Origin of the sequence: Bradyrhizobium sp. RP6 (genome assembly GCF_003837805.1) — a bacterium.
Taxonomy (GTDB): domain Bacteria; phylum Pseudomonadota; class Alphaproteobacteria; order Rhizobiales; family Xanthobacteraceae; genus Bradyrhizobium.
The window spans coordinates 167,492-180,125 of the sequence record NZ_RQIT01000012.1; the positions used below are offsets into that span (position 1 = coordinate 167,492).

The window sequence follows — 12,634 nt, forward strand, 5'->3', positions numbered from 1 at the left end:
CGTGACTGTGGACGATCCTCGGAAGCGCGGCGTCGGCGCTCTCGCGCGGAACCGGCCGCGCCCATTCTCCGGAACCGACCTCGCATCAGCACACGATGGCAGCAGCTGTCACGCGACAGTAGGACGCAACTTCAGGTCGCTTGCGCTGTTGAAGCCGCCCGGCGCGATGGCTATCGATACAAAGAACTCGATCGGAGGAACGCATGAGCACCATCACCGGCGGCTGTCACTGCGGCGCGATCCGTTATGAGATCCAGGGCGAGGCGATCGTCCACGCGCTGTGCCACTGCCGCGATTGCCGGCTCCACGCCGGCGCCCCGGTCGTCGGCTGGACGATGTACGCGGAGGATGCCGTCAAGGTGACCAAGGGCGAGCCGAAGGTGTATCACTCCTCGGAACATGTCCGACGGCACTTTTGCGGCGACTGCGGCACCGGACTGTTCTATTTCAATGCCGGCATGATGCCCGGCATCATCGACATCCAGAGCGCGACCTACGACGATCCCGAGGCCGTGCCGGCAACGATGCAGATCCAGGTCGCCGAGCGGCTGCGCTGGATGGAGCACGCGCACGAACTGCCGGCGTTCGACCGCTTTCCTCCGCAGCCGTAGCTACGGACGTGAGACCGGCTCTTTTGGCATCATCCGGGGATTGGCGACGCTCGGCTCGTGCGCCAGCTCATTGATGGTGGCGGTGGCGCTGCGTAGCGCCGTCGGACGTGTACCCGCGCAGCTCGGCGTATCTTGCCAATTGTGCCTGGTCGAGAACCGCCGCGGCGCGCAGGTGATATTTGAGATGGGCCTGCCGCAGCTCACCCTGCGTCCTGGCGATCGCCGCGGTGGCAGATTCCAGACTCTCGACGGTGATCGTACGGCTGGCGAACTGCCGATCCAGATCCGCCTCCTTCTCGATCAATCTGCCGCCGATGGGAGTGGTCTCGGCCTTCATCTCGGAGAACATCTCCTCGAACCTGCTCCGCTGCTCCGGATTCAACCCCAGTTGGTCCGCGAGTTCGAGCAGGTGGGAGGGCCCGGGATATCCATTGAGCTCGGCCGCGAGTGCGAGCCCCATGCCGCGTCCCGCCCGCAGATCGCCAATTTGCTGGTCCGAGAGCGCCTTGATGTGGCGGGACTGCATACCGGCATACGGTGTCTGCGCCCAAGCGGCAGCCGGCGCGAGCAAGGCGACGATCAAAACGACGATCTTCATGACTCTCCACCACCTGTTGCAGGACATCAACCAATCATGACTCGGCGATGGCGTAAACAGCCGCATCGTCTTCAAAGCCCCCAGGCGCTCGGTATCGAAGCCCGGCGGTGACCTACGCGGGACCTTCGGCAGGCTGCGACCTCGGTTTCCATGACGCCGGAGGCCGGGAGCGCTCGTTCATCAAGGGCTCTCAACCGATCGCCTGCGAGCCGATGAAGCGCATGAATGGCCTGTGACCACCGGTACCGAACAGCACGACAGTGTAAGGCTGCGGCGTGCCGCCTTCCATCCCGGGCGATCCGACCGGCATGCCCGGCACGGCAAGCCCTTTCGCGATGGGACGCTCCGAGAGCAGGCGCCGTACGGCCGCAGCCGGCACGTGCCCCTCGACGAGATAACCCGCGACCTCTGCCGTGTGACACGCGACCAGGTCCGGCGGGATGCCGAGCCGATTCCGAACCGCGTCGAGATCGGCGGTCTCCTCCACCTGGACGACAAATCCTGCGTCCCGGAGATGCTGCACCCAGCCGGCGCAACAGCCGCAGCTCGGATCCCTATGCACCGTGACGGTGGTTTCTTCGGCCTGCGCCGCAACAGCAGGCCTGGCCAGGCCTGCCGCCGCTGCCGCCGCCATCAGCCCCACAAGCGATCGACGGGTCATCACATGTGCGCGTTCCTTCATCTTCGGCTTCCTTTCGCTTCATCGTTGGATCTCAAGGCCGGAGCGTCGCGGCCATCAACGAGGACTCGCCTGGCCCTCGTACATGAACGTCATGGGCTTCAGCCAATTCATGTATCCGGTGCGCATCTCGTCGATGCGAAAGCCGTTCCGGGTCAGGACGTCGGCAATGTCCCGATTGAGATGACAACCGCCCGAGATGCGCATCCACGCGGGGGTCAGGCGATCCTGCCACCAGCGCACGCCCGGTTCGGGCGCGCGGCCATGCTCGACGAAGACCAGCTTCCCTCCCGGTTTCAGCACACGCCGCGCTTCCGTCATCGCGCGATCGACGTCCGGAATGCTGCACATGGTCCAGGTCGTCACGACCGTGTCGATGCTGCGGTCCTCGATCGGAATTGCCTCGGCCGAAGCTTCAACGAGATCGACCGGAGTTTCCGGATGTGGCGCGGTTCGCGCCATCTCGAGAAGCTTTGGAGCGGGTTCAAGCCCCACAAGCCGCGTCACCGTAGGTCCGTAGAACGGCAGGTTGCGGCCGGAGCCGATGCCGATCTCGAGGACCCGGCCCTGAGCCGCACGGGTCGCGCGTTGACGGTAGGACGCAAGTTCCTTGTTGCGCATCGCAAGGTCGCAGAGCCGCGGAAGAATGATGTCGTTGTAGAAGCCCATGCGCGCATCTCCTGGCATCGTCGCGCCCAATACTAGAACGATGATGATCGATGCGGTGATCAATTCATCGTCCCCAACGTCCCCGACACGATGTCATTCATCATGGCTCGCCTCATTCGGCAGGCTCCGCCACCCGCAATCTCGCACTGATCGGCTTTGGCATTTCGGTCGGTTGTCCTTTATCCTCGCCTTTGGGAGGCAAGCGGAAGCCTTTCACCAGCCCGAAGATCGCCGGGATCACGATCAACGTCAGCAGCGTCGAAGAGATCATGCCGCCGATCATCGGCACCGCGATGCGCTGCATGATCTCCGACCCGGCGCCAGTGCTCCACATGATCGGCAGCAGGCCCGCCATGATGGCAACCACCGTCATCATCTTGGGACGGACGCGCTCGACCGCGCCTTCCATGATGGCCTCGTGCAGATCCTGGCGGGTGAAGACCCTGCTCTCGGCGCTGCGCTTCGCCCTCAGCTCGGCCAGCGCGTGCTCGAGATAGATCAGCATCACGACGCCGGTCTCGGCGGCCACACCGGCCAGCGCAATGAACCCGACCGCGACGGCGACCGACAGGTTGAAGCCGAGCCACGACATCATCCAGATGCCGCCGACCAGCGCGAAGGGCAGCGACAGCATGACGATGAGGGTCTCGGTCATGGCCCTGAAGTTCAGGTACAGCAGCAGGAAGATGATCGTCAGCGTCACGGGGACCACGATCTTCAGGCGCGCCGCGGCGCGCTGGAGATACTCGTACTGGCCGCTCCAGACCACGTAATAACCGGGCGGGAACTGGATGCTGTCAGTCACCGCGCGTTGCGCCTCGGCGACGTAGCTGCCGATGTCGCGATCGCGGATGTCGACGTAGACGTAGGTCGCGAGCTGGCCGTTCTCGGTCCGGATCGAGGTCGGCCCCCGCGCCGGCTCGACTTTCGCGACCTCGCCGAGCGGCACCGCGCCGCCCGCCGGCATCGGCACCAGGATATCGCTGGCGATGGCCTTTGGATTGTCGCGCAGATCGCGCGGATAGCGCATGTTCACCGTGAACCGCTGCCGTCCCTCCACGGTCGTCGTGACTGTCTGGCCGCCGAGAGCGGCCGCGATGGTGTCCTGAACGTCCTGGATCAGGATGCCATAGCGGGCGAGCGCCTCGCGGTCCGGGACGATCTCGAGATAGTACCCGCCGATGCCGCGCTCGGCATAGGCCGAGGACGTGCCCGGGACGGTCTTGATCACCCGCTCGACCTGCCTCGCCAGCCGGTCGATCTCGACGAGGTCGGTGCCCATCACCTTGACGCCAACAGGCGTGCGGATGCCGGTGGACAGCATGTCGATGCGCGCCTTGATCGGCATAGTCCAGGCGTTGGAGACGCCCGGAAACTGCAGCGCCTTGTCCATTTCCGCGATCAGGCTGTCGACGGTGACGCCGGGACGCCACTGCTCCTTCGGCTTCAGGCTGACGACGGTCTCGAACATCTCGGTCGGGGCCGGATCGGTTGCGGTCGCCGCCCGTCCCGCCTTGCCGTAGACGGACGCGACCTCCGGGAACGACTTGATGATGCGGTCCTGCGTCTGCATCAGTTCGGCCGCCTTGGTGACCGAGATGCCGGGCAGCGTCGTCGGCATGTACAGCAGCGTGCCCTCGTTCAGCGTCGGCATGAACTCGGTGCCGAGCTGCCGCGCCGGCCAAATCGTGACGGCGAGCACGACCAGCGAGGCCAGGATCACCAGCGTCTTGGCGCGCAGCACGCCCTTGATGACCGGGCGGTAGATAAGAATCAGGAAGCGGTTGATGACATTCCTGTGCTCCGGCACGATCCTGCCGCGGACGAAGATGACCATCAGCGCCGGCACCAGAGTGACGGACAACAAGGCCGCCGCGGCCATCGCGAAGGTTTTCGTGAAGGCCAGCGGGCTAAACAGCCGCCCCTCCTGCGATTCCAGCGTGAAGATCGGCATGAACGACACGGTGATGATCAGCAGGCTGAAGAACAGCGCCGGCCCGACCTCGGACGCCGCATCGATCAGGATCTGGACGCGCGACTGACCGGGCTCGGCGCGTTCGAGGTGCTTGTGGGCGTTCTCGATCATGACGATCGCGGCATCCACCATGGCGCCGATCGCAATCGCGATGCCGCCGAGGCTCATGATGTTGGATCCGAGGCCGAGCAGCTTCATGGCGCCGAACGCCATCAGCACGCCGACCGGCAGCATCAGGATCGCGACCAGCGCGCTGCGGACGTGGAGCAGGAACACGATGCAGACGAGCGCGACGACGATGCTCTCCTCGAGCAGCGTGTGCTTGAGCGTGTCGATGGCCGCGTAGATCAGATTGGAGCGATCATAGACCGGGACGATCTCGACCGACTTTGGCAAGCTGCTCGCGATCTCCTTCAAGCGCTTCTTGACGTTTTCGATGACGTCGAGGGCGTTGACGCCAAAACGCTGCAGCACAATGCCGCTTGCGACCTCACCCTCGCCGTTCAGCTCGGCGATGCCGCGCCGCTCGTCGGGTCCGAGCTCGACATTGGCGACGTCCCGCAGCAGCACCGGCGTGCCGTTGTTCGTCTTCAGGACGATGTTGCCGAGATCGTTGATGCTCTTGATGTAGCCCTTGCCGCGAATGACGTATTCGAACTCCGACAGCTCGACCGTGCGCCCGCCGACGTCGGCGTTGCTGGCGCGGATCGCCTCCCGGATCTTCTGCATGCTGATGCCGCGATCGCGCATCCGCTGCGGATCGAGCACCACGTTGTATTGCTTGACGAAGCCGCCGATGCTGGCGACCTCGGCGACGCCTTCGGCTTTGGCCAGCGCGAACTTCAGATTCCAGTCCTGGATCGTGCGCGTGTCCGCGAGGTTCAATTCCCTCGATATCACGGCGTACTCGTAGACCCAGCCGACGCCGGTCGCGTCGGGCCCGATGGTCGGGGTGACGCCGGCAGGAAGCCGCGATGCCGCGCCGTTCAGGAATTCCATGACGCGCGAACGCGCCCAATAGATGTCGGTGCCGTCCTCGAAGATCACATAGACGAACGACACGCCGAAGAAGGAGAAGCCGCGCACGACCTTCGATTTCGGCACGGTCAGCATCGCCGTGGTCAAGGGATAGGTGACCTGGTCCTCGATCACCTGCGGCGCCTGGCCGGGATACTCGGTATAGACGATGACCTGCGTGTCGGAGAGATCGGGGATCGCGTCCAGCGGGAGGTGAAGCAGCGCGTAGAGGCCGGCGGCGGCCGCAAAGCCGGTGCCGAACAGCACCAACAGCAGGTTGCGCGCCGACCAGGCGATGATGCGCGCGATCATTTGTGCTCTGCCGTCGCATGGCCCGCGTCGGAGGCCTGAGGAGCAGCCTCGGCGAAGCCCTTGAGCGCGGCCTTCAGATTGCTCTCCGCATCGATCAGGAAGTTGGCGGATGTGACCACGGCCTCGCCGTCCGCAAGGCCGTCCCGCACCTCGATGTAGCCGCCTCCGCGCCGGCCGAGCTTCACCTCGCGCGGCTCGAAACGCCCGTCCCCCTTGTCGACGAGCACGGCCTGGCGCGTGCCGGTGTCGAGCACCGAGCTATCCTGGATCGCCAGGACGGGCGCGCCGTCTGCCGTGTCGATGTCGGCATCGACATACATGTCCGGCAGCAGCATCGCGTCGGGATTGGCAAGCTCGATGCGGACGCGGACCGTCCGGGTTTCACGATTCACCTGCGGATAGATCACGGCGATCTTTCCGGTGAAGCTTCGGCCAGGGAAGCTGCGCGCGCGCACCGCAACGGATTGCCCCACCGTGATATTGCCGAGATCGCGCTCGGCGACATCGACCAGCGCCCACACCAGCGAGATGTCCGCGATGCGGAACAACACGTCGCCGGGATTGGCGCGCATGCCTTCGATCGCATTGCGCTCGAGCACGATCCCGTCGCGCGGCGCCGCCCAGTGGATGGTGACGGGCGCGACGCGCGTCTTCTCCATCTCGGCGATGGCCTGCTCGGGAACGTCGAGATTGACCAGCCGTTGCCGCGATCCGCGGCCGTACGTCTCGACACCACCCACTGTCTTCGAGGTGATCGTCGCAAGATATTCAGCCGCCGCGGACGCGACGGCAGAACTATAGATCTCCATCAACGGCTGGCCCGCCTTCACGCGCGTGCCCGTGGTGACGTCCGCGACCTTCTGCACGAAGCTTTCGGCGCGCATCGCGATCACCGACACGCGGCGCTCGTCCAACTGGATCGTGCCGGGTGCCTTCACCAGCACCCGGATGGACCGCCGCTCAGCCGGCTCGGACTTCACGCCGGTGCGCTGGATCTTGCCGGGCGACAGCTTCACCGTTCCATCGTCGACGTCGTCGCCTTCGTAAACGGGGACATAGTTCATCCCCATCGGATCCTTCTTCGGCACCGGCGAGGTGTCGGGCAACCCCATGGGATTGCGGTAGTAGAGGATTTTTCGCGATGAAGCCGCCTGCGGTGGCTTCGTTGCCGCTGCAGTTACCTCGTCGTCATCGTAGACCGGCAGATAGTCCCGCCCGCGGTCATCCTTCTTTGGACCGGCCGACCAAAGCGGCGCGCCGCCCGGATCGCGGAAATAAAGCGGCGCCCGGGCAGCGTTGGCCGTGCCCGGAGCGACCTCGGCATGAACGGACCAGCGTCCGTTCATGGACCAGGCAGCGCCCAGGGCCAGGCCGCCGGCGAGCGCGAGTGCGGTGAGAAGACGGAGCGTGTTCATCGCCAGATTCCGCGCGCCTCGGGCGCGCGTCCATGTGAATGGGAGAGAGAAGTTCGGGCGCCATCGGGCGCCCGAAGGCTCACTTCGTCGCCTTGACGATGACCTTGCCGGTGACCGTGTCAGGCTCGCCCTGCACCTTCGCCGAGAGCGTGACCTGGTAGCGGCCGGCCATCGGCAGGTCCGTCTTGAAGGCGTAGACGCCTGGCTCCCTGGACGGCAGCGGCGCGACGGCCGACTCCATCTCGGCCATGCCGTCCGGCGCCATGTCGACGCGCGTCTTGAAGATGACGGCATCCGCGACCGGCTTGCCGGTCTGCTTGTTGGTCAAGCGAACGGCGAGCGTGACATCGTCGCCCTTCTTCATCTCGGGATTGACCGGCTCGAACGCGTAATCGCCGGCACCCGCCATCGCGGCCGTTGCGGCGAGTGAAAGGGTGGCGGCAACGGCCGCGGTGCTGAATTTGGAAAGCATTGTCCTGTCCTCATGGATTGATCTTCCGCCGTGACGCATGGAGCGCGCACGTCAGTCATCGTCGCGCGCAGCCGTGCCGCACGCGTCGCTGGCTTTGCGAGATCAGGCTCGAGGAGGCCGGAAGGGAGGGCTGCCGCCGAGGAAGGAGACGACCTGGTCGGCGGGAATGGCGGTCTTCCCCGCCCCTACGGCAATGAATTCGAAAGCGAGGGGACGGACGTCTGCGAGCGCGGTGGTGCTCCCGACACAGCAGAAGCCCATCCCGCACTTGTAGCCGGCGGTGTCGGAGCCCGTTCCCTTCATGTCGGGACAACAATCGTCCATCGACATGTCGCCCTCGCCGCTCATGACCGTGGTCGCGTGCATGTCGCCCGACGACACGGCGAGGCTGGACGCGGACGCGCCAGCCGGCAGCATCGCCAGGGATATGGCGATGACGAATGCCAGGATGGTACGGACGATCCGCATCAAATCTGCTTTTACCGTTTGGACACTTCTGGAACCGCAGCGTTTGTAACATATCCCGCGGCCGAATGCATTCTTTGATCCGGGTCAAGCATTCGTGACCGGGATTCCGGCGCCTCACCGCGATCACGCTGCGAACGCTCGGGTTGGCTATCTTGACCTCGATAGGTGCGTCTCGGACGGAGGCATCCGCGCCCATAGCAACGCGAGCGGACCCAACGCGATCGCGGCCGCGAGCACGATGAACACGAGCAACCAGGCCCTTGCACTCTGTGGACCGCCAGCAGCATCGAGCGCAACCCCGGTTCCCCACGCTCCAATCGCCGAGAGGCCGAAGCCAACCGTTGAATGGAGGGCCAGCGTCGCCCCGCGATGCTCGGAGTCAGCCGCGGCCGACATGCCGGCCGTCAGCGCGCCTGAGTCCGCCGGCACCGTCAGGCCATAAATCATGAGCAGCAGCGCGAGCACCCATGCCGGAGCCGTCGCGTTGAGACCGATGGCCAGCGCAACACAGGCCGAACCGATCATCACCACCGTTATCGCCCGATGCCGCCCGAACTTCAGCGCAGCCTCGTTGCCGAGGATACTGGCCGGCATCGAGATCACCGCGAAGCAGAAGCTCATCAGAACGGGCGTCAGCCATGACGGCGCGCCTTGATGCGCGACGACGAAGGTCCAGAATCCGACCAGCCAGGTGCGAATCCCATAGAGCTCGAAGCAGTGAGCGCCGTAACCGAAGATGTAGCCGAGCGCCTCGCGGTTGGCGAAGACGGGCGCAAAGTTCAACAGACGTCCCGCTCTCGGCGCGGGGCTGCGGCGCTCGATCGCAAGACACGCGACCACCATCGCAACCGGACCGATGCCGGTCACATCAAAGGCTGTCCGCCACCCCCAGCGATCGGCGAGGACTTGCGCAACCAGGAACGACAGGCCGACGCCCACCGAGAAGCTCGAGGTGTACAGCGTCACTGCCCGCGAGGTGTCGCCGGCGGGCAACCGGTCTGTCAGTGCCTTGAGCCCCGGCATGTAGGCACCGGCAAAACCCAATCCCGCAAGTGACCAGATGATCGTCCCTGACCAGAACCCTTGCGCGAAGATGCCAAACGCGACAGTCGCGAGTCCGCTCACGACAGAGCCGCCCAGGAGTACGAGCCGCGCATCGATGCGATCGGTCAGCGTCGTGAGTACAGGCACTGCCAGCATGTAACCAAAGGCGTAACCGCTCGCCATCAGCCCGCCTTCCGCGGCGGATAGCCCCCACGCCGGCATGAGGTGCTGCGCCAGATTCGCGGACAACGTCACATGCGGCAACAGATTGCCGAGCTGACCGATGCACATCGCCGCAATCAGCGGCCAGCCGTGCAAGCTACGAATGCTCTCCTCCTATCGGATCTGGGCCTCATGTCGTCCGATCTGCACGAAGCAGCAGAAGCGCGAAGAAGGCGGAGACCGAGGCCAGCGCGCTGATCCAGAGTGCGCTGCTGCCGAAATGCTCCACCATCAGTCCCAGCGCAAGCGGCGCGAAGGCGCCTGTTGCCCTCGAAGGCAGCGAGATCACACCGACACGCCTGCCGAATCCCACCGGCCCGAACAGCGCCAATGGCAGCGTACCACGGGCAATGGTGATGATGCCGTTGCCCGCGCCATAGAGCACCGTGAAGGCCGGAGCGAGCCAGGGGCCGCCCGCGACCAGTGCAAGCACGCCGATCGGATTCATGAGCATGGCGAGCCTTGCCGACAGCAGCGGATGAAACCGGCTGAGCCATCCTGCTTCCAGAAGGCGGGCGCCGACCTGCGCAGGTCCGACCAATGCTCCCGCGAACAACGCCTGTGACGGCGTGGCGCCGAACCCAACCAGCATGGCCGGTAGAATGGCCGAGACCCCGGAGCTGACGAAGCTTGCGGCCGCAAACATGTACGCCAGCAGCATCATTGCGAAGGTTTCGCTCTGGCCGCCGGCTTGTTGGCTCGCATTCGTGCCCGGTCGGGAGTCCTGCTCCAATGGGGCGGCACGAGGCAGAGAAAGATTGAGCGGCAATGCAAGGCCGATATGGATCACCGCCCATAGCTGGCAAGCAGTGCGCCAGCCGTATTCCGAAGCGAGCCACGTCGTGAGGGGCCAGCCCAGGGTGCTGGCGAAGCCGGCGATCAGGGTGATGCCGGTGATCGTTCCTCGCGCATTGGCGCCGTAGATGCGCGCAAGCGTCGCGAACGCCGCTTCATAGAGGCCCATGCCCATGCCGATCCCGAGCAGGATCCAGGCTGCGATCAGCGCTGCCGCGCCATGGGACACGGACAGCAGGAACAGGCCCGCCACGAAGACGAGATTCGAGACGGCAAGCAGGGTGCGCCCTCCGAACGTATCGATGGCATGACCAACTCTCGGACCGAGCAGGCCGGAGATGACCAGCGCTCCCGACAGCGCGCCGAACACGTAAGTCGGTGCAAGACCGAGATCGTGCGCAATCGGCGCAGCCAGGATCGCCGGGAGATAGTAACTCGACGCCCAGGCGACGGTCTGGGCGCTGCCGAGCGCGACGACGACAGCGAGCGGCCTCGCAGTGTCTCGCCTCATGAGCAGCCGCATCCCGCGCCGCCTGCCTTCTTGGCCGATTCGTCCGCCGCACAGCAGGCTGAGGGTTCGGCCTTGGCCGGACCGCCGCAGCATCCCGCTGCGCCGGCGGACTCGACGCTGCCACGTGTGCAAACGCCGGTCTCGGGCAGCACGAGCTCGACCCGTGCGGCAGCCTCCTTGTCGCCCGCGATGCCGGCGACGATCGAGCGGACCTGCTCGTATCCGGTGGTCATCAGGAAGGTCGGCGCCCGGCCGTAGGATTTCATGCCGGCGAGATAGAAGCCCGGCTCGTCATGCGCGAGTTCGCGAGCGCCGTGAGGCCGCACCGTTCCGCAGCTATGCTCGTTGGGATCGATCAGCGGCGCGAGCGCGACGGGCGCCTCGATTGCCGGGTCGAGCCGAAGCCGCAGCTCGGACAGGAACGAGAGATCGGGACGGAAGCCGGTCGATACCACCAGCTCATCCGCAATCACGCTCCGCGCACCGCAGCAGGCGCCTGCCGAAATCCTGAGACGTCCTTCGAATTCCGAAAGATGGGTGACACCGAAGTCGGTCTCGACTCGAATCTTTCCGGCAGCCACGAGCGCGGCGAAGGTGGATCCCAGCTCGCCGCGCGCGGCAAGCTTGTCGTTGCTGCCGCCGCCAAAGGCCTTTGCAGGATCGCCGCCGCGCAGCAGCCAGACGGGCTGCGTGCCGGGCACCTCCTCGGCGAGCCGCGAAAGATCGATCAGCGTGCCCAGCGCGGAATGGCCGGCACCGAGCACGGCCACGGTCTTGCCGGCATATCTGCCGCGGTCCGTGCCCCGCACATCCGGCATGCCATAGGCGATGCGATCCGTGCGCTCGCGTTCGCCGATCGCAGGCAGACCGTTGCTGCCGGCCGGATTGGGCGAGAACCACGTGCCTGACACGTCGATGACGGCGTCAGCGCGCAGCACCTCGGGACCCCTGCCGTTCTGATAGCGGAGGTCGAAAGGCGCTTGCTCCCGCCCCTTCGTCTTGGCCTTGTCGAAGCCGACGCGGCTGATGGCCGTGACGCGGCTCGAGGTCCGGATGGTGTCGCGCAGTGGTGTTCGCGTTGCGAGCGGCGCGAGGTAGCGCTCGATCAGCTCGCCGCCGGTCGGATAGGAGCTCGGGTTCGGCGAATTCCAGCCGGTCGGCGCAAGCAGGCGCGCCGACGCCTTGTCGACGTTGTATTCCCACGGCGAGAAGAGCTGGACATGCTGCCATTGACGCACCGCATGTCCGGCCTCGGGTCCGGCTTCGAGCACGACGGGGGACATGCCGCGTTCGAGCACATGCGCGGCGGCCGCGAGACCGACCGGCCCCGCCCCGATGATCGCTACCGTCTTCTTCTCCATTGCGAACTCTCCATCCTTCTAGAATTATGGAAAAAATGGCCAAATGAGTCAGGCTGCGGTCTGAGCGTCCTTACATCCGGCTTCGTCCGCACAGCACTCCGCGACCAGGAAGTCGACCAAGCCCCGCATGGCATCGAAGTTGGCGTGACAGATCAGGGTCGTCGATTCCCTGACCTGGCTGACCAGTCCGACCGAGACCAAGGTCTTGATGTGGTGCGACAGCGTTGACGCCGGGATCTTCAGCTTGTCCTGCAGGCGGCCAACCGGCATGCCCGCGTGCCCGGCCCGGACCAATGCGCGGTAGATCTGAAGCCGGGTCCGATTCCCCAGGGCTTCCAAATGTGCTGCTGCGTCATCGACCTTCATGGGCGCCACGATGCACACATGCACATCTCCTGTCAAACGCTATTGCTAGAATATTCGAAATATCTGCTCACGGGTGACGGATTTCAGGTTGACGCGACGACAACAATTCCATAAATCTC

The 12,634-nt window shown here is 65.2% G+C and carries 12 protein-coding genes; 1 reads left to right on the forward strand and 11 read right to left on the reverse strand.

Features of this window, described 5'->3' with window-relative positions:
* Positions 1-203: 203 nt before the first annotated feature.
* A complete protein-coding gene (locus tag EHH60_RS22010; RefSeq protein WP_124161533.1) occupies positions 204-611 on the forward strand; it encodes a GFA family protein in 408 nt (135 codons plus the stop codon).
* 67 nt (positions 612-678) lie between these two features.
* On the opposite strand, the gene EHH60_RS22015 is transcribed toward EHH60_RS22010, so the two are convergent.
* The 11 genes from EHH60_RS22015 to EHH60_RS22065 all read right to left on the reverse strand — a co-directional run bounded on the left by EHH60_RS22015 (position 679) and on the right by EHH60_RS22065 (position 12,515).
* Positions 679-1,209, reverse strand: a complete 531-nt coding sequence (locus tag EHH60_RS22015) for a Spy/CpxP family protein refolding chaperone (RefSeq protein WP_124161534.1) — start codon at positions 1,207-1,209, stop codon at positions 679-681.
* A gap of 190 nt (positions 1,210-1,399) precedes the next feature.
* Positions 1,400-1,891: a DUF411 domain-containing protein gene (locus EHH60_RS22020; RefSeq protein ID WP_124161535.1), complete on the reverse strand. Its 492-nt coding sequence runs from the start codon at positions 1,889-1,891 to the stop codon at positions 1,400-1,402.
* A gap of 54 nt (positions 1,892-1,945) precedes the next feature.
* A complete protein-coding gene (locus tag EHH60_RS22025) occupies positions 1,946-2,557 on the reverse strand; it encodes a class I SAM-dependent methyltransferase (RefSeq protein WP_124161536.1) in 612 nt (203 codons plus the stop codon).
* Between the two features lie 112 nt (positions 2,558-2,669).
* Positions 2,670-5,861 carry an efflux RND transporter permease subunit gene (locus EHH60_RS22030; protein ID WP_124161537.1) on the reverse strand — a complete coding sequence of 1,064 codons (3,192 nt, stop codon included), beginning with the start codon at positions 5,859-5,861 and terminating at the stop codon, positions 2,670-2,672.
* Positions 5,858-7,276: an efflux RND transporter periplasmic adaptor subunit gene (locus EHH60_RS22035; RefSeq protein ID WP_124161538.1), complete on the reverse strand. Its 1,419-nt coding sequence runs from the start codon at positions 7,274-7,276 to the stop codon at positions 5,858-5,860. Before EHH60_RS22035 ends, EHH60_RS22030 begins: the two co-directional genes overlap by 4 nt.
* Positions 7,277-7,355: 79 nt before the next feature.
* Positions 7,356-7,748 carry a FixH family protein gene (locus EHH60_RS22040; protein ID WP_124161539.1) on the reverse strand — a complete coding sequence of 131 codons (393 nt, stop codon included), beginning with the start codon at positions 7,746-7,748 and terminating at the stop codon, positions 7,356-7,358.
* A 102-nt stretch (positions 7,749-7,850) separates the two neighbouring features.
* A complete protein-coding gene (locus EHH60_RS22045; protein WP_124161540.1) occupies positions 7,851-8,216 on the reverse strand; it encodes a hypothetical protein in 366 nt (121 codons plus the stop codon).
* A 147-nt stretch (positions 8,217-8,363) separates the two neighbouring features.
* Positions 8,364-9,551, reverse strand: a complete 1,188-nt coding sequence (locus tag EHH60_RS22050; protein ID WP_124161569.1) for an MFS transporter — start codon at positions 9,549-9,551, stop codon at positions 8,364-8,366.
* A 61-nt stretch (positions 9,552-9,612) separates the two neighbouring features.
* Complete coding sequence (locus EHH60_RS22055) at positions 9,613-10,788, reverse strand: MFS transporter (protein WP_245454553.1); 1,176 nt, start codon at positions 10,786-10,788, stop codon at positions 9,613-9,615.
* Positions 10,785-12,149: an NAD(P)-binding domain-containing protein gene (locus tag EHH60_RS22060; RefSeq protein ID WP_124161542.1), complete on the reverse strand. Its 1,365-nt coding sequence runs from the start codon at positions 12,147-12,149 to the stop codon at positions 10,785-10,787. The genes EHH60_RS22055 and EHH60_RS22060 overlap by 4 nt, the downstream gene beginning before the upstream one ends.
* A gap of 48 nt (positions 12,150-12,197) precedes the next feature.
* Positions 12,198-12,515, reverse strand: a complete 318-nt coding sequence (locus EHH60_RS22065; protein ID WP_199751731.1) for an ArsR/SmtB family transcription factor — start codon at positions 12,513-12,515, stop codon at positions 12,198-12,200.
* Positions 12,516-12,634 lie beyond the last annotated feature (119 nt).

What these genes read in the sequence shown, in the direction of transcription:
- EHH60_RS22010 (WP_124161533.1), top strand. Translation starts at nt 204, where the DNA reads ATGAGCACCATCACCGGCGGCTGTCACTGCGGCGCGATCCGTTATGAG.
- EHH60_RS22015 (WP_124161534.1), bottom strand. Translation starts at nt 1,209, where the DNA reads ATGAAGATCGTCGTTTTGATCGTCGCCTTGCTCGCGCCGGCTGCCGCT.
- EHH60_RS22020 (WP_124161535.1), bottom strand. Translation starts at nt 1,891, where the DNA reads ATGAAGGAACGCGCACATGTGATGACCCGTCGATCGCTTGTGGGGCTG.
- EHH60_RS22025 (WP_124161536.1), bottom strand. Translation starts at nt 2,557, where the DNA reads ATGGGCTTCTACAACGACATCATTCTTCCGCGGCTCTGCGACCTTGCG.
- EHH60_RS22030 (WP_124161537.1), bottom strand. Translation starts at nt 5,861, where the DNA reads ATGATCGCGCGCATCATCGCCTGGTCGGCGCGCAACCTGCTGTTGGTG.
- EHH60_RS22035 (WP_124161538.1), bottom strand. Translation starts at nt 7,276, where the DNA reads ATGAACACGCTCCGTCTTCTCACCGCACTCGCGCTCGCCGGCGGCCTG.
- EHH60_RS22040 (WP_124161539.1), bottom strand. Translation starts at nt 7,748, where the DNA reads ATGCTTTCCAAATTCAGCACCGCGGCCGTTGCCGCCACCCTTTCACTC.
- EHH60_RS22045 (WP_124161540.1), bottom strand. Translation starts at nt 8,216, where the DNA reads ATGCGGATCGTCCGTACCATCCTGGCATTCGTCATCGCCATATCCCTG.
- EHH60_RS22050 (WP_124161569.1), bottom strand. Translation starts at nt 9,551, where the DNA reads ATGTGCATCGGTCAGCTCGGCAATCTGTTGCCGCATGTGACGTTGTCC.
- EHH60_RS22055 (WP_245454553.1), bottom strand. Translation starts at nt 10,788, where the DNA reads ATGAGGCGAGACACTGCGAGGCCGCTCGCTGTCGTCGTCGCGCTCGGC.
- EHH60_RS22060 (WP_124161542.1), bottom strand. Translation starts at nt 12,149, where the DNA reads ATGGAGAAGAAGACGGTAGCGATCATCGGGGCGGGGCCGGTCGGTCTC.
- EHH60_RS22065 (WP_199751731.1), bottom strand. Translation starts at nt 12,515, where the DNA reads ATGAAGGTCGATGACGCAGCAGCACATTTGGAAGCCCTGGGGAATCGG.